This is a genomic window from Ezakiella massiliensis (assembly GCF_059862345.1).
In genome coordinates this window covers 81469-100814 of the sequence record NZ_JCBCEO010000002.1, presented here as the reverse complement: position 1 = coordinate 100814, position 19346 = coordinate 81469, and the positions used below count along the sequence as shown (strand labels likewise).

Annotated in this window: 18 protein-coding genes and 1 pseudogene; 6 read left to right on the top strand and 13 right to left on the bottom strand. The window is 41.3% G+C overall.

Annotated features, from left to right (window positions below):
- Positions 1-204: 204 nt before the first annotated feature.
- The 3 genes and pseudogenes from AC6FXG_RS03375 to AC6FXG_RS03365 all read right to left on the bottom strand — a co-directional run.
- Positions 205-936 carry an NAD-dependent protein deacylase gene (locus AC6FXG_RS03375; protein WP_500571574.1) on the bottom strand — a complete coding sequence of 244 codons (732 nt, stop codon included), beginning with the start codon at positions 934-936 and terminating at the stop codon, positions 205-207.
- Between the two features lie 3 nt (positions 937-939).
- Complete coding sequence (locus tag AC6FXG_RS03370) at positions 940-1935, bottom strand: hypothetical protein (RefSeq protein WP_500571573.1); 996 nt, start codon at positions 1933-1935, stop codon at positions 940-942.
- Between the two features lie 142 nt (positions 1936-2077).
- Positions 2078-2302 (bottom strand): annotated as a pseudogene (locus tag AC6FXG_RS03365) (ATP-dependent DNA helicase RecG); the annotation flags it as partial.
- A 193-nt stretch (positions 2303-2495) separates the two neighbouring features.
- Here AC6FXG_RS03365 and AC6FXG_RS03360 point away from each other — a divergent pair.
- Positions 2496-3044, top strand: coding sequence for a transposase (locus AC6FXG_RS03360; protein WP_500571572.1), 549 nt, complete (start codon positions 2496-2498; stop codon positions 3042-3044).
- Between the two features lie 396 nt (positions 3045-3440).
- On the opposite strand, the gene AC6FXG_RS03355 is transcribed toward AC6FXG_RS03360, so the two are convergent.
- The 7 genes from AC6FXG_RS03355 to AC6FXG_RS03325 form a co-directional block, all read right to left on the bottom strand.
- The gene (locus AC6FXG_RS03355; protein ID WP_500571571.1) at positions 3441-4751 is read right to left on the bottom strand and encodes a class I SAM-dependent RNA methyltransferase; all 1311 of its coding nucleotides are present in this window, start codon (positions 4749-4751) and stop codon (positions 3441-3443) included.
- Between the two features lies 1 nt (position 4752).
- Entirely contained in the window at positions 4753-6339 is a 1587-nt protein-coding gene (locus tag AC6FXG_RS03350; protein WP_500571570.1) for a WG repeat-containing protein, read from the bottom strand.
- Positions 6340-7791, bottom strand: a complete 1452-nt coding sequence (gltX, locus tag AC6FXG_RS03345; protein WP_500571569.1) for a glutamate--tRNA ligase — start codon at positions 7789-7791, stop codon at positions 6340-6342. It lies immediately after the preceding gene.
- On the bottom strand, positions 7791-9482 hold the full coding sequence (locus AC6FXG_RS03340; protein WP_500571568.1) for a proline--tRNA ligase: 1692 nt from the start codon (positions 9480-9482) through the stop codon (positions 7791-7793). Before AC6FXG_RS03340 ends, gltX begins: the two co-directional genes overlap by 1 nt.
- A 275-nt stretch (positions 9483-9757) precedes the next feature.
- The gene (locus AC6FXG_RS03335) at positions 9758-10057 is read right to left on the bottom strand and encodes a hypothetical protein (protein WP_500571567.1); all 300 of its coding nucleotides are present in this window, start codon (positions 10055-10057) and stop codon (positions 9758-9760) included.
- 13 nt (positions 10058-10070) lie between these two features.
- Positions 10071-10928 carry an ADP-ribosylglycohydrolase family protein gene (locus tag AC6FXG_RS03330; RefSeq protein ID WP_500571566.1) on the bottom strand — a complete coding sequence of 286 codons (858 nt, stop codon included), beginning with the start codon at positions 10926-10928 and terminating at the stop codon, positions 10071-10073.
- Between the two features lie 17 nt (positions 10929-10945).
- Positions 10946-11509 (bottom strand): hypothetical protein, encoded by a 564-nt coding sequence (locus tag AC6FXG_RS03325; protein WP_500571565.1) that lies wholly within the window; start codon positions 11507-11509, stop codon positions 10946-10948.
- Positions 11510-11632: 123 nt separating this feature from the next.
- Here AC6FXG_RS03325 and AC6FXG_RS03320 point away from each other — a divergent pair, with 123 nt between their 5' ends.
- The 4 genes from AC6FXG_RS03320 (at position 11633) to AC6FXG_RS03305 (ending at position 15189) form a co-directional block, all read left to right on the top strand.
- Positions 11633-12784, top strand: a complete 1152-nt coding sequence (locus AC6FXG_RS03320; protein ID WP_500571564.1) for a zinc ribbon domain-containing protein — start codon at positions 11633-11635, stop codon at positions 12782-12784.
- 109 nt (positions 12785-12893) lie between these two features.
- Positions 12894-13667, top strand: coding sequence for a zinc ribbon domain-containing protein (locus AC6FXG_RS03315; RefSeq protein ID WP_500571563.1), 774 nt, complete (start codon positions 12894-12896; stop codon positions 13665-13667).
- A 115-nt stretch (positions 13668-13782) separates the two neighbouring features.
- Positions 13783-14523 (top strand): zinc ribbon domain-containing protein, encoded by a 741-nt coding sequence (locus tag AC6FXG_RS03310; protein WP_500571562.1) that lies wholly within the window; start codon positions 13783-13785, stop codon positions 14521-14523.
- Positions 14524-14640: 117 nt separating this feature from the next.
- A complete protein-coding gene (locus AC6FXG_RS03305; RefSeq protein WP_500571561.1) occupies positions 14641-15189 on the top strand; it encodes a hypothetical protein in 549 nt (182 codons plus the stop codon).
- A 134-nt stretch (positions 15190-15323) separates the two neighbouring features.
- On the opposite strand, the gene AC6FXG_RS03300 is transcribed toward AC6FXG_RS03305, so the two are convergent.
- The 3 genes from AC6FXG_RS03300 to AC6FXG_RS03290 form a co-directional block, all read right to left on the bottom strand.
- The gene (locus AC6FXG_RS03300) at positions 15324-15914 is read right to left on the bottom strand and encodes a hypothetical protein (RefSeq protein WP_500571560.1); all 591 of its coding nucleotides are present in this window, start codon (positions 15912-15914) and stop codon (positions 15324-15326) included.
- Positions 15915-16124: 210 nt separating this feature from the next.
- A complete protein-coding gene (locus AC6FXG_RS03295) occupies positions 16125-16925 on the bottom strand; it encodes a bifunctional hydroxymethylpyrimidine kinase/phosphomethylpyrimidine kinase (protein ID WP_500571559.1) in 801 nt (266 codons plus the stop codon).
- Positions 16925-17473, bottom strand: coding sequence for an ECF transporter S component (locus tag AC6FXG_RS03290; RefSeq protein ID WP_500571558.1), 549 nt, complete (start codon positions 17471-17473; stop codon positions 16925-16927). The genes AC6FXG_RS03295 and AC6FXG_RS03290 overlap by 1 nt, the downstream gene beginning before the upstream one ends.
- 146 nt (positions 17474-17619) lie before the next feature.
- Between AC6FXG_RS03290 and pdxR the strand changes: the two genes are divergently transcribed.
- A complete protein-coding gene (gene pdxR, locus AC6FXG_RS03285) occupies positions 17620-18957 on the top strand; it encodes a MocR-like pyridoxine biosynthesis transcription factor PdxR (RefSeq protein WP_500571557.1) in 1338 nt (445 codons plus the stop codon).
- Positions 18958-19346 lie beyond the last annotated feature (389 nt).

The window sequence follows — 19346 nt, the reverse complement described above, 5'->3', positions numbered from 1 at the left end:
AGCTTGAGACTTTTTGACGAATGAGGCGTACTATAGTGTACGTCGTCTCCTCAGACTGTTGTTCTCAATCGTTTTTCCCTTCGGTCCAACGATTGAACAACAGGTTGCGTGAGTCGCTGCATACCAATCGAGCGTCGTTAGCACTCGCTCTCTTGGGCAGGGCTTCAATTCGCAAAAAGTCGAACACTGCAAAAAGTCGCGATTTTAACCGCAAATTTCTTGCATAACCTCTCTAAATACTTTGCCTATTTTTTCATATATACATAAATCCGCGGCTCCATCGTAGGAGGTTTTAGATAAATTAATCAATACTAAATTCTTGCCTCTGAAATAATTGATGAGGCCGGCCGCTGGATAAACGACCAGGGACGTGCCTCCAACTATGAGTGTATCGCAAGTTGAAATTTCGTGGACTGCATCAGCAAGGACTGCTTGGTCCAGGCCTTCTTCATATAAAACTACGTCGGGCTTTACGACTCCGCCGCATTCTGTGCAATGGGGTATATCGCCGAGTTTTAAAAATTCATCCAAATCATAAAACTTTTCGCATTTTGTGCAATAGTTCCTGTGGACTGAGCCGTGAAGTTCGCACACGTGGTGGCTGCCTGCCATTTGGTGGAGGCCGTCTATGTTTTGGGTTATGACTGCGGATAATTTCCCCATGTCCTCGAGCTTGGCCAGGGCCTTGTGGCAATCGTTTGGCTTGGCGTCGGGATAGATGAGATTGTTCCTATAAAAGTCAAAGAAATCCGCAGGGTATTTTACATAAAAACTGTGGCTGACCATGTCCTCAGCGTGAAGGGTCCTGCCCATGGCCTTGTTAAAAACGCCATCAGCAGACCTGAAGTCGGGTATGCCCGATTCGGTGGACACGCCCGCTCCGCCAAAAAATACAATTTTATTTGAATTTTTTATAATTTCAGCAAGTTTATTCACGCCTTATTTTTCATCTCCGTCTGCCTTTTCGTCTGTTTTTTCATCTGCCTTTTCGTCTTCAGTTTTATTTCCTTCTGGCATTTGTGGAAGGCCCGGTTGTGGGTTTGTTTCCTTAGGTTGGATGCCGATTGAAAGGAGGGTTCCGTCTTCAGCGTAAACGAGATTGTATTCAACAGCTGGTCCTTCTTCGTAAAGGGCAACGGCGGAAACATTTATAATCTTGCCTGTGATGCCCAAATCTTTGAGGGATGAAACGGCTGTCCTGTCGGTGATGTTTAGGATGTTCATTTCTTTTCTATTAGAAACCTTGTCGGCGACGGCAGCGAGTTGGGCTTCAAAACCCTTGTGGGCTTCTTCGTCCATTTCCATGAGCTTTAGCTTTGGCTTGATGGCTGCGTAGTCTTTGTTTTCTACTAAGTTTGCAAGGTCTTCAACTTCTTTGATGAGATGCGCGTATTTTTCCTTGTTCTTTTCTTGGTCTTGCATTGGGAAAAATCTCCAGTCGATGAGTTGGCCGTCTTCGGTTACAATTAGGTCGAAAGCTAGAGATTGGTTCTCACCCTTGACTTGGCCTGAATAGAATTTAACCTTGCCAAATTCTTCGTCGTCGTGGTCTTGCTTGATAAGCGCTTCGAATTCGCCAAGCTTACCTGTGTCCTTGAAAATATTTTGAGTTAGCTCATAAACATCTTCGGTTTGGTATTCCTTTGATTTTTCGTGCATTTTTTCATGAACAGTTGTGAACTCTTCGTTTGCCATGAAATTCAAGGTGTCCATAACTTCTTTTTTGTCATTGTCATCGACGTTTACAAAGTTTTGCATTTCAGGATTTTGACCCTCTGTTTTGTTATCGTCCTTGTTTTCTTCCTTATTTTCATCTGTCTTTTGTGTATCTTCTGTTTGTTGGCTCGGGTCTTTTGCATCGTCCTTCTTGGTGCAAGCAAAGCTTGAAAAAGCAAGGGCAAAAGCCGCGAGAATGATCAATAATTTTCTTCTCATATTGTTCTCCTTTATATATATTATTTTAATCTCAAGAACATATTATAACACAAAAGAGGGGGAATGTAAAAAAAGAAGAACAATAAAAAACGATTAGATTTTACTCTAATCGTTTTTGATTTTTAGGTGCTCAACTTATTTATTACTCATCAAGCTCCCAATGACCATTCCTTCCAGTACCTACATATCTTAGATTAAAAATATCTTTTATAGCTCTTTCAATAGTCTTTACACTAACACCAGCTTCTTCTGCAATAGCCTTTCTTGTAATTTTATTGTTGTTTCTAACTTTTTCTTTTATAAACTCTGCAAGCAATACTTTATCCTGAGCGACATTCTGAGCGACATTCCGAGCGTCATTCTGAGCGTCATTCTGAGCGTCATTCCCATTTATAAAATGGCTTTTTATATGTGTATCGCTCTGCGGGTAGCGGTCGTGGTTTATCCCGACCATTCCGGGACCGATTCCCATTTATGGGATGAGGTTTCGGCGCATATATTGCAATTATGTTGAATATTGAAATTCATTATGATAATATTAAACCACACGGAGGTGGGCAATGTTTGTTAGAAAAGATAGACGATTAAAAAATTATAATTACAATGGATATGGGCCGTATTTTATAACAATATGTACAGATAATCGACAAAAATTATTCGGCAAGATTCAAGATGATGAATTTATTTATTATTCCAAGGAATTAGAAAATTTATTCAAAAATACATATAGCAAAATTGAGAATGAGTTTTTAGGCGTAAAATTTAATGTTGAATGCACCATGCCCGACCACGTACATTTTATTGTTTCAAACGCAAGTGATGGAAAATATAATTTAAGTGATATTGTAAGTAGATTTAAAAATTTAATTTATGTTGATTATAAAATTTTGGTTCAAAATAAATTTGCCCCTCAGTATGTAGATAGGTTTTGGCAAAGGGATTTTTATGATCATATAATAAGAAATGATAAAGAGATGGAAGATTGTTATAATTATGTCGAAAATAATCCACGTGCGGCATCGTTTAAGATTTTGTTAAAGAAATGGGATAGAGAAGCGGAAATAGAGAAACAAAAATTAAAAAATATAAATAAAAATAATCATATATAACAAAAACGGGGGCATCGAACCCCCGTTTTTGAATGGTCACCATAAAGGTGACCTCTACAACGTTCTAATCAATTTTTATATTTTTATTTTTTATGTGCAGAATGCATATTTTTTCATAGGATATATTCGGGTGTGCAAATTATTTATATAAATGGTATTCATTCTAATATCGCTCTGCGGTTGTAGCGGTCGTGGTTTATCCCGACCATTCCGGGGCCGATTACGGGTTGCAGCCCTGCCCAAGAGAGCGAGTGATAACGACGCTCGATTGGTATGCAGCGACTCACGCAACCTATTTCTCAAGAAAACGAGCCAAAGACGATGTTTGATTGATTGAAATAGTCTGAGGAAAATCCCGTATGAGGTTTCGGGGTTTTAATGCAAAATATCCGTTGATTAAATTGTTTTTTCTAATGTAAAAACACATTCAATGTTTAATGTCCCTCTAAAATTATCAAACGCTTTCATGCTCACTGCTTTGTAATTCGTCATTTCCTTTATATCTTCCAGCGCTGTTACTGGGTTACATGAAACGTAGACTATTCTTTCCACGCCCGATTCATTCAAAGTCTCGGCGATTTTTTTGCCGAGGCCGGCCCGGGGTGGGTCGACGATTATAAAGTCTGCCTTGTCTTCGGTCTTAACAAAGTCCTTGCAATCGGCGAGGATTGGCTGGACATTGGTGATTTTATTTATCTCCAGCATGGCCATTGCATCCTCCACATTGGCTGGATTTATTTCCACAGAGTAAACTTGGTCTGCCATGTCGGAGACGATGGCCCCGATTACTGCGGACCCTGCAAAGAGATCCCAGATGACATTGGCCCCGTGGACTTGAGTCTTGACATAAGCATATAATTCTTCGGCTGCACGACTGTTGGTTTGAAAAAATGAAAAGGGTCCGATAGGAAATCTAAGGCCTAAAATCTCTTCGTAAATTTGCCCTTGGCCGTAAATCAAATCGACCTTGTCGGCCACGATTGCATCCGAAGGGCTGTCGTTGGTCGTATGGTAGATGCCAGCAATCTTGTCGATGAGCTTTGCTGTTTTTAATTCTTCAATCAGTCCGTCCACATCCAAACTTGCCTGCGAAGTCGTGACCAGATTTAAAAGATACTTGTCGTCCGCGACGCTGTGCCTGATAACCAAGTGCCTATAAAAGCCTTGACCACCGTACCTGTGATAAAAGGGCTGGCCAGATTGAACCGCAAAATTTTTCACGGTAAGCTTAATGGCGTCCATGTCCTTGGGTACCAGCTTGCAATCGGCCGCCTCCACAATGTTGTGGTACTTGCCCCTTTCGTGGAGGCCCAGCTTCATAGGCCCGTCTTTAACTTCGTCGCCAAAGGTGTATTCCATTTTATTTCTGTAGCGGTGAATGGTCGCAGGCGTGTGCAGACCTAAAAACTCGGCAGATATTTGATCTGCCAAGCGTTCTAGTTCCATAATTTTTATATTTTTTTCGTTCTCGTAGGTGATATCCCTAAAGCGACAGCCGCCGCACCGGTCTTGGACCTGGCAGTCCAGGATTTTTTTGTAGGGCGAGGAGACAAGTCCCTCGACTCTTGCCCGGCCCCGTTTGCCAATGGTTAGGTCAACGATTTCTCCAGGCAGGCCGGTTTTTTCCTTATAGGATTTGCCTTCAGAAATAATGGTCGTCCGCTTGTTAAATTCAAGGCGGCTGACCTTGCCTATCTGTTTTTCCATATCAGTCACCCACATTTATGCTGGGAGCGAGGACCGATTTAAAAAAAGTGGCTTGGTCCTTGTCCAGGTAGTCGTCGATGTCTTCGTAGGCGAATTTTTCTTTCAAAAATTCATCGCCCTTTTTAAAATAAACATCCAGGTCATTCTCGAGAACAAAGCCCACGATTTTTATGTCGGCTTCGTCTTTGAAAGCGGACATGGCAATGAGCCTGTCCCGCATGTCGGACTCGGTAAACAAATCCGATAGTTCAACCTTAGCTGGCAGGCTGATATCAAACATAAAAGTCGGGTCGCCCTTGGCAGTTTTCACTGTCACATAGAGGATGTCCCCATGAATATTCAATTCAATTTTGCGATCGTCTCTTGTAATCTCATCGATTGCAGAATTTAAAGCTTGATTAGTGCCAGCTGGCAATTTCTTGGAAAAAATATAGGGTTTTTGGTCCTCCATAATATAGGAAAGATGTTCCAGGGGTTTTGGGATGAGGGAGGTCTTGACCAAATTTTTGTCCTTGTCAAAGTAAAGGACTTCATTCATGGTCGAGATGATGTAGAAGTTTTCGTCTTTTTTTACATCGATAGTCCCCTCAGCTGTTGGCGCGTCAATTTCCACTCCATTTTTGTCCAGGAAGTAGGCCTGGTCGTCACGAATGGCGCAAATGATGCCGCCGTTTGAATCGAAATTATCCGCATTTAAATAAGAATATTTATAATCAGTCAGCCGAGTTCCGTCGGTTTTGAAAAGCCCAAAGCCGTCCTTGCCACGAGCTGAAAAATAATTTTTGGATAAGAGTCTCACGTCATCAAAATCAGCCTGCACAAGTTCTTTGCCCTTGACCGAGTAGATGGCGGACTTGATAGAGCCGCCCACCCTTTGGTTGATGACCAGCATATCGTAATTTATATCGACTATGTCGCCCTTGATATTTGTAAATATCGCCTCGCCGTCAGCATTTAATAGATCGACAGATCCGTCCTTAAGGCCGATTAGATAATCTGAATCGCCAGCCTTTAGGACTTCCTCGTAATCAAGTGGACTCTCCTCACCTTTTTTGTCGATTTTAAGAGGAGTCCCGTCCTTGATGGCGACTGCAAAATTTACGCCAAAGGAATAGGCTTCGTCATAAGTTGGCTCGACGATGACTTCATTTATATTTCTGTAGCCCCACTTGCCCCCGTCCATGTAGGCAAAGATTCCGCTGGCCTCGGCCTTGATATAATCATAAGTTGCCAGGGCTTTTTGGGCCTTGAGATCATACAAAATATTTTTGCCGGCCTTGTTTAAGATGGCCCGATCACCGTTAATATCGGCCACGCTATCGAAGTCTTCGCTCACGAGCGATTGGCCGGTTTTATTTATAATTTGAATTTGATTTCCCTTGTAGACAACTGCGTAGTCGCCTTCAAAATAGGAAATCACATCATCATAGGCCTGGTCAAAGGCCAGGTCCATGTTAGCATTATAAAATTTATAAGAAATGCCGTCTTTGTCCATATCCATAATGGGATAGAGCTTGCCTACCTTGTTGCAGGCAACTAGGCTAAGAGCCATCAAAATCGTGATAGCAAAAATAAGAGCCTTTTTCATTTATAGGTCAATCCTTCTTAAAATTTCTTCTTTGCCCAAGAGGTATAGGCACTTGTCGAATTCTGGTCCGTGGACAACGCCTGTCAAAAGGGCACGGGTTGGCATAAATAAGTCCTTGCCCTTGGCCCCAGTTTTTTCTTTGACTTGTTTCATAAAGCCTTTTGCATATTCTAAAGTCAATTCTTGGCCGTCCAAGAGTTCTTTGATGGCGGCTTTAATTGCTGGAACATTTTCGTTTGCCAGCCATTCCTTGGCCTCTTCTTCCACTTCAAAGTCGCCAGGCATGAGGAGCTTGCATTTTTCTGCAAGGACTTCAAGGGTTTCTGCATTTTCTTTGAAGGCGTCCATCATAATTACATAGTGGTCACGATCGTTATCGATTTCCTCTTCGCTAATGCCGAGGGCCTTGACCATGTATGGCTTAGCGAGATCTAATAATTTTTCGCTATCTGTATTTCTAATATAGTGGGCGTTGGTCCAATTTAATTTTTCAAGGTCAAAGATGCCGCCGGTTTTGGAAACGCGGGAGAAATCAAATTCCTTGATCATTTGATCCATGGATAGGATTTCCTCTTCGCCTTCTGGGCTCCAGCCGATCAGTGCCAGGTAATTTACAAGTGCTTCTGGCAAATAACCCTTGGCCCTGAAGTCTTCAACGGCAACGTCCCCTTGGCGCTTGGAAAGTTTCTTGCGGTCCTTATTTAAAACGGTTGGCAGGTGGACGTAGGTTGGTTTTTCCCAGCCCAGAGCCTCGTACAAGAAGATGTGTTTTGGTGTTGACGGCAACCATTCTTCGCCACGGACAATGTGGGTCACGCCCATGAGGTGGTCGTCAACGACAACTGCCATGTGGTAGGTTGGAAAGCCGTCGGATTTTAAGAGGACTTGGTCGTCCATGTCGTCGGTGTTAATGGTAATTTTGCCGCGAACTAGGTCGTCAAAAGAAATGTCAACGTTCTTTGGCAGTTTCATCCTTACAACATAAGGTTCGCCAGCTGCCACGCGTTTTTTGGCTTCGTCAAGTGGAATTGCCCGGCAAAAGCCGTCGTACTTTGGCATGAGGCCTTTGATTTCACGCGCTTTGCGCACTTCGTCAAGACGGTCTTTGTCGCAGAAGCAGTAGTAGGCCTTGTCCTTTTCGATTAATTCATCCACGTATTTTCTGTAGATTTCCAGTCTGTTTGATTGGGTGTAAGGACCGTAGTCGCCGACTTCTTTCAATTCGCCGTCAACAAATTTTGGGCCTTCGTCGTTTTCAATTCCCGACCATTTGAGGGCGTCCAAAAGATTTTCAACTGCCCCTTCTACATATCTTGTCCTGTCTGTGTCTTCTATTCTTAAAATAAATTCTCCGCCCATCTTTTTGGCATAGAGGTAGTTAAAGAGCGCTGTCCTAAGTCCTCCGATGTGTAGCCAGCCTGTTGGCGATGGTGCAAAGCGTAGTCTAACCATTATTTTACTTCCTTTCTGATAATTTCAATAGCTTCTTCAGCTGAGATTTCTTGTCTGTCCTTTGGTGTCTTTCTGTAAGAAAATTCCACGATGTTTTCGCTGGCGCGTTTGCCAACTGTAATCCTAAGTGGGATGCCGATCAAATCGCGGTCGGCGAATTTTACTCCGGCCCTGTCCTTTCTATCGTCAAGCATTACGTCGCAGAATTTTTTAAGTTCTGCGTAAATTTTTTCGCCCAGGGCAACTTGTTCTTCGTCGCCGGTGTTTACAATGGTAACGATGGCGTGGAAAGGGGTAACGGACATTGGCCAGATGATTCCAAATTCGTCGTGGTTTTGCTCGATGATGGCGGTAATCGTTCTGGAAACGCCAACCCCGTATGAGCCCATCCAAATTGGATTTTTCTTGCCATTTTCGTCCAAGTAATAAGCCCCTTCGGCTTCGGCGTACTTGGTGCCCAGGCCAAAGATTTGTCCGACTTCAACACCGCGGCGGATTTTCATTGGCTTGCCATTTGGACTAATATCGCCCTCAACTGCTGTCAAAAGATCGCCCCCGTCAATGCCCTCGAAGTCTCGGCCGTAGTTTACGTTCTTGTAGTGGTAGTCGGTCTTGTTGGCGCCGACCACAAAGTTTTTCATCTGCATAATTCTCTTGTCGCAAATGAATTTTATATCCGCACCGATTGGGCCGCCAAAACCAGCAACGCAACCGTGCTTTTCTATTTCTTCGGCTGGGAGCATGTCAATATCGTACTCGTTGGCGCCGATAAAGTTTACCAGCTTGGTTAAATTTAATTCTCTGTCGCCAGGGATCATTACAAAGACAGGCTTGCCTGCATTCGATAGGAAAACCATCTTGGCAGTTTTGCTTTCGTCAATGCCCAAGAAGTTGGCCACCTCTGTAATCGTTTTTGTACCTGGTGTGTGGACTTCTTCCATTTCTAGCATTTGGGAATCGTCCTTAATTTCATAGGAGACCGGGCACTTTTCGATGTTGGCTGCGTATGAAAGATCCTCGGTGTAGAGGAGTTCGCCTTCGCCAGTTTCGCTCAAAGCTTGGAATTCGATCGACAGATTGCCGCCCATTTGCCCTGAGTCGGAGTCAACCTTTACATAGTCAAGGCCAATCTCGGTGAAGATTGCGTCGTAGCAATCTTCCATATTGTGGTAGGACTTGATCATGCCTTCCTTGTCGCAGTCGAAGGAGTAAGCGTCCTTCATTAAAAATTCACGGCTGCGGTTAAGTCCAAAGCGTGGTCGTTTTTCGTCCCTGTATTTAACTTGGAATTGGTATAAATTCATTGGTAATTGCTTGTAAGAATTTAATTCGTCCTTGACCAGGAATGAAAAATATTCTTCGGCTGTTGGACCCAAGCAAAATTCGCGGTCATTGCGGTCGGTTAGTTTAAATAATTCTGGCCCGTATTTTGCCCACCTGTTTGATGCCTCCCAAATTTCCTTTGGTTGGATAACGCTCATGCGGATTTCTTGGCCGCCAAATTCGTCCATATTTTTTCTAACGATGTTTTCCACATTCATAAGTACACGGAGGCCAAGGGGCAGGTAGGAATAAATCCCCGTGCAAGTCCGTCTAATCATGCCGGCCCTTAGCATTAGCTGATGGCTAGCAATTTCTGCATCTGCCGGAACTTCTTTTAAGGTCGGCATGTAATATCTTGATAATCTCATAAAATTCTCCTTTGCTAAAATTTTCTATAAAAAAAGCCCCATATACATGAGGCGATGTTTCCGCGTTACCACTCAAATTGGTTCTTTGTCGGTCCTTAACGGAACCACCCGCGCTTGCTTGCGAAAACAAAAGTAGGTTCAGCAAGGCCCTGCCGATTTCTTCCACCATCCGAAATCTCTCTATAGACAAAGTCCAAGCCTACTGGCTTTCTGCTTTAATTATAGCAAAGAAAAAACCAATAGTCAACGAGAAAAGGCTGGCTGACAAAGTTTTTTTATAATTTTACCAAAGTCTTTGAAACATTAAAATATCCCAAGAAATAAATTAAAACCGCTAATGTCAGGACAGTTATTAGCATTAAAATATTGGCTCGCCTTTTCCCATAGGACTTGTGAGAGACCTTGGTAAAATGTGATATAAGGACGATGTTTAGGGTGTAAAAAATAATAAATAAATAGCTGTGAGCGAATGATAATATAAAGCTGGCCGTCATGTAAAAAGTCAGGGTAAAAGTCAGCCAATCAAAAAACATTGAGGCGTAGATTTTAAATTTATTTTCCATTTGTTTGTCCATAATTTTCCTCCTCTTATTCATATTTTTCTAGCAAAAATTCTGTAAAGGCATCGTATTTCATTTTTATATTATTATCGAGCTTGTCAATCCACTCTTTTGGAATAGAATGATAGCCGTCTCTGGCTCCTGCCATGGACCCGGTGATGGCGGCAATAGTGTCGGCGTCTCCCCCGTGGTTTACCGCGCCGATTATGGCATCAGCCACTTGGAGATTGGCAAAGTATTTTGCGTTATTGTAGGTGTTTATAATGTAGCCAGAGGGTTTTAAAAGTTCTTGGGATTTTAATTTATAATTTTCGCCCAAGATAAAGTCCCTGATGATTTTTGTGTATTCGGATAAGATGTCGGCGCAAGTTTTATTCTTGTGGGTGATCTCTCCTTGGAGGAGATTCAAGTAAATGGGCCCGTCTACTGGTGGGCGGTCGATCGATAGTGAGCAGGCATCCACTGGCAAGAGGGAGCAAGGAAGGGCCCGCATGAGGCTACCGTTGCCAAGTGCGTCTTTATCTTCGTCAATGTATTCGCCAGTCATTTTGTATTTAACAAGGGCAAGTCGGCATTGGTTACCCACGTCCTTAGGGCCGGTCTCAAACCAGGCCAAAAAATTATCTGCGCAGGATTTTTTAAATTCGTTTTCATTTTTAAAGCCCTTCATCAAAGCATCGATAACCCCGATTGTCATAGCCGTGTCATCAGTCGTCTCGCCGACATTTAAGTCCAGCCAGCCGCCACCAATTAGGTCATCGACCCTACCGTATTTTATTTTAATTTCTTCAGCCGACATAAATTCTGTGGTCGCCCCCATGGCGTCGCCAATTGCATGGGCGTAGAGGGCACCGCGAATTTTGTCCCTTAAGATATTTTTATTCATAAATCTTATCCTTCCCTTCAAGAAATAATGAGATCATAGGTCGTGGCGGAAAACATAAGTGAGCCGCTGTTGACCTTGTAATAGCTTACCGTCCTTGTCCACCCATCTGCGATTATCAAATAGTCGTCCCCGTTTGCGTAGGCCCGGTAGCCCAGGCAGAGGACATAGTGCCAGTCGAAAAGGCCGTTTGCTAGGAGCAAGATGGACAAGCGGTTTCTGATGCTGGCCTTTTTTATTTTATCAGTCTTAAAATGAATTTTGGATTTTAATTTAAGTCCATGAGATTTAAAATACCTTTTGATCTTGTGGGAGATAAAAAAAGCTGGGCCGTTGCCAATTAGGGCATAGACATTTACAAAAATTTTCCGCCAATCTTCCTTTATATAGTGGCGGACAAAATTTGTGGCAGCCGTTGCCCCACAGTGGTTGTTTAAGTAATCGCCCGTCTGCCCAGTCGTCACAAAGCCCTCTCTCAGAGCCAGGCTTGCGTAAACATCACGGTATTCGCCTGCGGGCATCTGGTCTGCTTTTAAAAATCCATAATCGTCATCGCCGGCGAAAAAATTTTTGAAGCTCGTCATCTTGTCCCCCTTTCTAAAATCTTCTATATATTATATTACCCATTCGCCAAATAAAACATTGCCCTTTTTCCTTTAATGTGTTATAATAAAGCCAAAATAAAATATACTTATAGGAGGTAGATTATGAGATGTAACAACTGCGGTGCAGAATTACAAGACAATGCAAAATTCTGCACATCATGCGGGGCAAACGTCGAATCACAAAGACTACAAGTCAGACCTAAGTACTGCCCATATTGCGGTAGGCAGTTGCCAGCAGACGCTTGCTTTTGTACCTATTGCGGGCAAAGACTAGAAGATCCTGTATGGCAAGGAGCCCCAGCAAATAATTATATAAGACCCAGAAAAAACAAAACAGGCCTTAAAAAACTTGGCCTAGCAGTTGGCGGAACACTTCTGGCCATCCTCCTTATCGTATTCGTTATTCTTCCACTCTTTAACACAGGCTTATCAGAAAAGAAGGCTGCAAAATTAGTCAAAAATACAGTAGAGAGCCTAATGGATTTTAATTTAGATAAGGCCAGCAAGAATTTTGCCAATGTTAATAATGATGACTACGAAGACTTTGTTGATCAATACACCAACATGCAAAGCGAATTTAATAGTCAACTAGGCTATAATAGCTTGGGAAAATTTATAGACGTAAAAATCATACCTATGGATTTTACTTGCGACAAGAGTGATGACACTGCCCAAGGGACTTTTAGTCTGGTATATTCTCCAAATAAAAAAGGCATTCAAAATTCAACCATACAAAAACTATTAAATGGGTCCAATGCAAGTGATGCAGAAGACGTACTTAAAGTCGAATTTGTAAAAGTTGGACGTAAGTGGAAAATAAAGCCAGTTCCTGAATTACTCTTTAGCACAAGCTTGTCTGAAAATCAGGCTGCAAAAATTGTTGAAGACACATTTAACGGCATTTTAAGTTTTGATTTTGACAAGGTCGGCCAAAACTTTACCAGCTTAGGTAGTTTTGGATACAAAGAATTTATAGACGGATATGATGGAGTCCAAAGGGAACTTAAATCAATAATTGGAGACAAGACCCTGGCAGATTTTATGTCCATAAAGGTAACACCAAAGACCCTTAAAAACAACAAGTACGGTGGCAAAGCTCAAGGGACTTTTAATATTAGCTTTAAATTAAATGAAAAAGGCTTGAGTAACACGACCATCCGTGATCGTTTCTACATGATAAACGGTCTAGAAAACATACTTAATATCGAATTTGTAAAAGTTGGTCGCAAGTGGAAAATTTGGAAAATAAATTAAAAAGAAGAATAATAAAACTCCGGCCTTGAGCTGGAGTTTTTTCTTGCTATAAATTTTATTAATTGATATAATCAATATATAAACTACAATAGATACGAGGAGGTAGATTATGAAATGTAATAATTGCGGTGCAGACTTAGCCGACAATGCAAAATTCTGCACATCTTGCGGAGCAAGCGTTCAGGCGACTCCACCACAAAATAGACCTAGCTTCTGCACAAAGTGCGGAAAAGCTCTGCCTGCAGGGACAAGTTTTTGTACAAGTTGCGGACAAAGGGTTGGAGGCAGCCCCAAAAATCCAAGCGGCCAAGCAAAAAATTATTTCAATATCATAAAGGACAAGATAAATTCAATCGATCTTGGAGGATTAAAAAATCGCAGACTATCAACTATCGGAGTGGTCATCGCCGTACTTGTTGTACTCTCTTTGATATCCTTAATTTCTTCAGACAATAATAACTTATCGGCTAAAGAGGCAGCAAAGGTAATTGAAAATTACTATGAGCGACTTTTTGATTATGACCTTGCAGGTGCAAAAAAATATCTTACCAAAGATGACGTAAATGATGTCGCCTTTAATGCTGGAATTTTTGTGCTAACAAAAGAGAACACTTCACCCTACACCGATAAAACCCTCCTTCAAATGGTAGATTTTGAAATAATACCACTTGAGTATAGCTTTGACCCCGACAACAAAATAGGAGTAGGTAGATTTAGGCTAGTTGCCAAACCCAAGAAAAAATATATAGACCATCCAGCCATTCGTTATGGACTGCCAAATACTTTTAACGGGGTAGACGGGGAAGATATACAAGAAATAAGTGTTGAAATAATAAAAGAAGAAGGCAAATGGCTAATTAACGATATGTACCATCATTTGTAAATAGGCAAACAAAGTATGACTCTCCAGCCATATAAAGCGAGTTTTTTTCTTGCTATAAATTGTATTAGCTGATATAATCAATATATAAACTACAATAGATACGAGGAGGTAGATTATGAAATGTAATAATTGCGGTGCAGACTTAGCCGACAATGCAAAATTCTGCACATCTTGCGGAGCAAACGTCGAAGCGCAAGGACCACAAGGCGGACCAAGGCACTGCCCAAATTGCGGCAGCCAATTGGCAGAGGGCGCTAGCTTTTGTACCAACTGCGGACAAAAGGTGGGAGGCCCTGTAAATCAAGGAGCCAGAAAAGTAGAGAATAAATTAGCAAATACCTATAATGGCAATAATCTTAACATTCAAAAAATTGCTATGATAGCAGGATGCGTAGTCCTAGCTCTACTCTTGATATTCTTTGTCTTTGGGCCACTCTTTGGTGGCGGCAAGCTGACAGACAAAAAGGCAGCTGACATCGTTGAAGACGTCTTTGAAGAAGCCATGGACTTTGACTTTGAAGACGCCAGAAAACATTTTTCCATAACAGCCCGAGACGAAGCCGATTATTTCATTGGTAATTTCCAAGACATTCAAAACTACTATAGCTCATATACTGACAAGACCATGCATGACCTAATGGATGTAGAGATGGAACCAATCAACTTTATCTACAACAAAAACACCAAGACCGCCAAGGGAACTTTTAGAATGACTGCAAAAGTCAAGAAAAAAGCTATGGATAATCCACTGATCATCGAATTATTCGGATCTGACTTCAATGGAATCGACACCGATACAGTCGATGTTGAATTCATGAAGGAAGGCAAAAAATGGGTCATCACTAGCATAGACTAAAAATATTAAGCTCTAAAATAAAGGTGGAGGCACAGGCCTCCAGCTTTTTTTATTAAGGCAGTTCTTTATTTTTTGATTTTCTATGCTATAATAAAATCATGAAAGGAAGTGGTTTTCTTGGCAAGCAAAGAAGAAGAAAAAAAGAAGAGAAAAAAATATTATTGCAGGCAAAGGGTCAAGGCTGATAAAGAAGCTGAGAGAAAAGCCCAAAGAAAAGCAATTCAAAAAGCAAGGCGCAAGGAGAAAAAAGAAGAAGAAGCTCGCAAGAGGCTCTATACGCCTGATGGCAAACTTATTTATGACGCCAGTGAATACAACAAGATTCTGAAAAAAGAAATGCTAAATCAACCACTCCGAGAAATTGAAAAAAAATTCAAGCTAGATTATCATAAGGAATTTCAAAGGCGAAATCAGATAGTAAGAAAAAAAGATAATGAATTTCTTGACTTGATAAGTGTTAAAGGTCCAAGTAAAAATAAGTCTAATTATTCTGGCCCAGAAAAAGTTTATGACCCTTCATTTACCTGGCATAAATGGGAGGATGATAACTATGAAGATGATGAGCATTATGATGATAGGGCTGAGGAAAAATCCCATGATGATAAGTTCTTAAAAGACCTCCTATTGGCTCTTGCTCTCGCTGAAGACGAAGGTAAAGAATTGTAGGCCTAATTGAATAATTATCTCAAACTTTATTAAAATTTAGCAAATTCAAAAAGCTGTAGGCACAGGCCTCCAGCTTTTTTCTTGGGAAAATTTTTGTAAACAAAAAACGCATATAAAAATATATGCGTCTAGTTTTACCAATAGCTGTCTCTTCCAGTGTAGTAGGTATATGCAATCCTATCCCACATTTCTGCATCCTCTTCCCTTCGCCTTTCAATATCCATTTCAATTTTCTCTATTTTTTCTAAGGCTTCTTGGATTTGCGGGTCTAGTTGGACCTTGTTTTGCATCAGATAATATGGATTAACTATTATTTCTGGCTGACCTGGTTCCTTATATATCCTTTCTATTTCCAAGGCATCAATATATTCCCATTGGTCTCTTTCAAATATTTTTAACATTTCTCTCATAACATAATTCTCTGCTCTTTTTTGTAGGGCAAAGATGTCATCGAATTTTTCTATTTCGTCCACAAATTTTTGTTCTATTTTTGTTAGCGGAGCCCCTTCTCTCTGAACTTTCTTTAGGTAATTGTAAGCCTCTTCGTTTAGGCAAACAACCTTATCATCAAAGAGGTCGGTATCATAATAAAATCTTTTTCCTAATCTTTTCTTGTATTTTTTTCTAAACCACTTGCGATAACAATATAGAGAAATCCCGACGATTAAATAAAAAAGAATTATTATTATGGGGTGTTTCAAGATGTATTTGTAGAGTTTGATCATTTTGCCCTCCTTTTTATATGTAGGTTTCTTATATTTATTATACAGTAAAAGCTCTGTTTTTCCAAGACTTTTACTTAAACTCAAGCAAAAAGCCACGGGGAAAATTCGTGGCTCCTTGCCAGTTATTAAACTGGAGAATATATGCAAATCCGAAAAAATGATCAAAAATTTATGATGGCTTATCTTTAAGCCAAAAAATTAATTCGATTTTTAGAAATGGATCTTGTCTGTCTTTATATCGTGGAAGCCCTCTTCGCTTGCGGGTTCATCCGCCTGGGCCTTGATGGCCTCATACATTATGGTCTGTAAGGCTTGCAAGTTGGCCATATTGAGGTCGCCATTTGCAAGGAGGATGCCCACCATGGATGCGTAGGCGTCGCCTGATCCAACGAATTTTGCATCGACGAGTGGCGAGGACACAAAGCCCTCTTGGTCTTTGTTTTTAAAATAAGTTTTAATTTCGCCGTCTTCCACATAGCTCTTGATAATTACATTTTTAACCCCAAAGTCCTTGTGGAGAATTTCCGCAATCTTTACCACGTCAGCATCCGTAATTTCCTCGAATGCCACCGGATATCCAGAGACATTAATGGCTTCGGTCAGATTTGGCGTAATGGCGTCAGTATTTTTTATTAATTCCCTGTACATTTCAATTTGCCGTGGACTAAGGGGCGAGTACATCCGCCCGTCGTCAGCGTGAATCGGATCGACCAGGACATATTTGTGATCGACTTTCTTTAGATAATTTTTGATACCAGCAAAAGGCGTCTCTTCATCCAAGTATCCGATTTGGACCAGATCTACTGCAGGGAAAATCTTTTGGACCGATTCCATCAAGACATTAAAATCCCTACCTTCACTCATGACCGGGTCAGTGTAGCCCAGATGAGCGGAGAAAGTTTTGGTTGGGACCGATACAATATCAAAGCCGTGAGCCATAAAGAGGGCCACGTTAACCTTTAAAGAACAATTGCCTACATAGGTAAAGGAATTAAAGGATGTGCACTTCATTAATTAAGCCTCGTATCGACCATTGGTTTTAATATTTTGTTTAATACCAAGGCGATAATTACGCCTATGGCTGCATTTGCCAGTGAAGCCGCAGCCTTGGTTTTAACTGTAACCATAACTGCTTCGTGTGGAATGCCTGCTACGTATCTTTGTGTTATATAGCTTTTAATTAGGTATAGGCAGACATAAGTGAGCGCACCTACGACTGTGCCGATAATATTTTTGGTGCTGTTCTTGGCATTGTCCCCCTTTGAATGAACGATGAGTCCAGCCACAGCTGCCATGGTAAATTTAAAAATAAAAGTGATGGGTGAACCTGCAACATAAGCTGGGTTTGTAAAGTCATAAAACATTGAGCCCAGACCTGCTGCCAGCCCTCCCCAAAGTGGGCCCACCAGCATGGCTGCTAGAATGCAAATGCCGTTTGCAATGTGAACGCGAGTAACTCCAAAGCCTGTTGGAATTGGAATTGAAATGTAATTAGATACAAATACCAAAGCGGTCAAGAGACCTACGATTGTAATTTTTTTAGTCTTGTTGTTTTTCATTGTTTTCCTCCCTTTTACATGAGTTTAACATACAACTGACCATATTAAAAGGACCACTTTTCAAATTAAAAATAAGATCAGTTCATTAAACTGACCTTGTTTTTAATGTAAAAATATTATACAATAAGGATATCAAAGGAGGATTTATGACTGCCATATACATAGACAAAAGCCAGGGATTTTTGTACGAGCAACTTTATAATTATTTTAAAAACGCAATTTTAAATGGACAAATCGAAAACAATGCCAAGCTCCCATCCAAACGCGACCTTCAAAATGACTTAAACATTTCCCAGTCGACGATTGAGGCCGCCTACAATCTCCTCTTGGACGAGGGCTATATTTATTCTAAAGAGCGGTCTGGCTATTACGCCTCGGACATTGCCAGCCTGGTTCAAATTCCCGACGAGAAATCTTTTGAAGTCGAAGAAACTTATGAAAAAAAATACGATTACGATTTGGATTTTAACGGCATTGACCCATCCATGGCCATAGACTCTGCACTGGCAAAGACAATTCGCGACATTGCATCCGACCTTGACGACGACCTCTATGTCCGCCACTTGAGCTCCGGTCTCTACGAACTCAGGGCGGCAATTGCAAAATACTTATACTACGAACGCGGCTTCAAGGTCTCGGCCAATCAAATCTACATTGCAAATTCCACCCGGGCCCTAATCTATGAACTCACAAATGCCTATCCCAAATTTAAATTTGCCCTTGAAGACCCCGGCTTTCCCGGCATTGTAAACACCCTCAAGGAATTTAAGAAAAACTATCAAGTCTTTGACGTTTTGGACGACGGGATTGACCTTGAAAAAATTCCGCAAAATACAAATATAATTTCAGTCACACCATCCCACCAATTCCCAACCGGTCTGGTCTATCCAATTAAAAAACGCCTGGATCTGATTTCCTGGGCCTCGTCCAAAAAAGATCGCTATATATTGGAGGACGACTACGACAGCGAGTTTCGCTACACGGGGATCAAAATTCCCGCCCTCAAGTCCTTCGACGTAAACGACCGGGTTATCTATATCGGAAACTTTTCCAAGTCCATCGCCCCGTCAATCAAGACCTCCTACATGGTCCTGCCAAAATCGCTAGTCTTGAAAAACTACGAGACAAATGTCAGCTACTTCACCCAAAAACTCATCGCAAATTTTATTGACCAGGGGCATTTTGAAAAACAATTAAACAAAATGCGGACAGCTTCAAAAAGAAAATTAAATATCTTGTTAAAGGCCCTGGACAAAAACAAGATCGCCTACACAGGCCAAGACGCCGGATTACACGTCATCTGTGATTTCAAAGACCGGGAAGAGGAAATCTTGGCAAATGCAAGCAAATACAAAATAAAAATCTACCCCATCAAGGACTACTATCAAAGGCAGACGGCCGACCCCAGGTACATCATCGGCTACGCTTCCATCAGCGAGGCCGACCTCAAAACCGCCTGCGACCTTCTATTTAAAAAAATGTAATCCATTTGTAATTAAAAAAGGCCCAATGGTAACTACTTTGTTACCCATATTGGGAAAGCTGGTGTATAATATACTTATCCTTTTGTTTTATAATAATTTAAAGACCCAGGTGTGGGAAACGCACCTGGGTCTTTTTATTTTACTTTGCGGTTAATTTCGCGATATTCTCGTGAAAAAAATTTTAGTCCTCGATGTACGGTCTAGTACACCTGCGTCCTAAAAATTTTATTTCACTTCGAATCTCATCGAAATTCCCTCGCAAATTATATGTATAATGATAAATAAGAAAAAATGCCTCACGCCCACTAGGGGCGATCAGCATTTTAATGGCCGGGATTTTCCTCAGATTGTTGCATCCAATCAAACAAAATTTTTTGTCCGAAATAAAT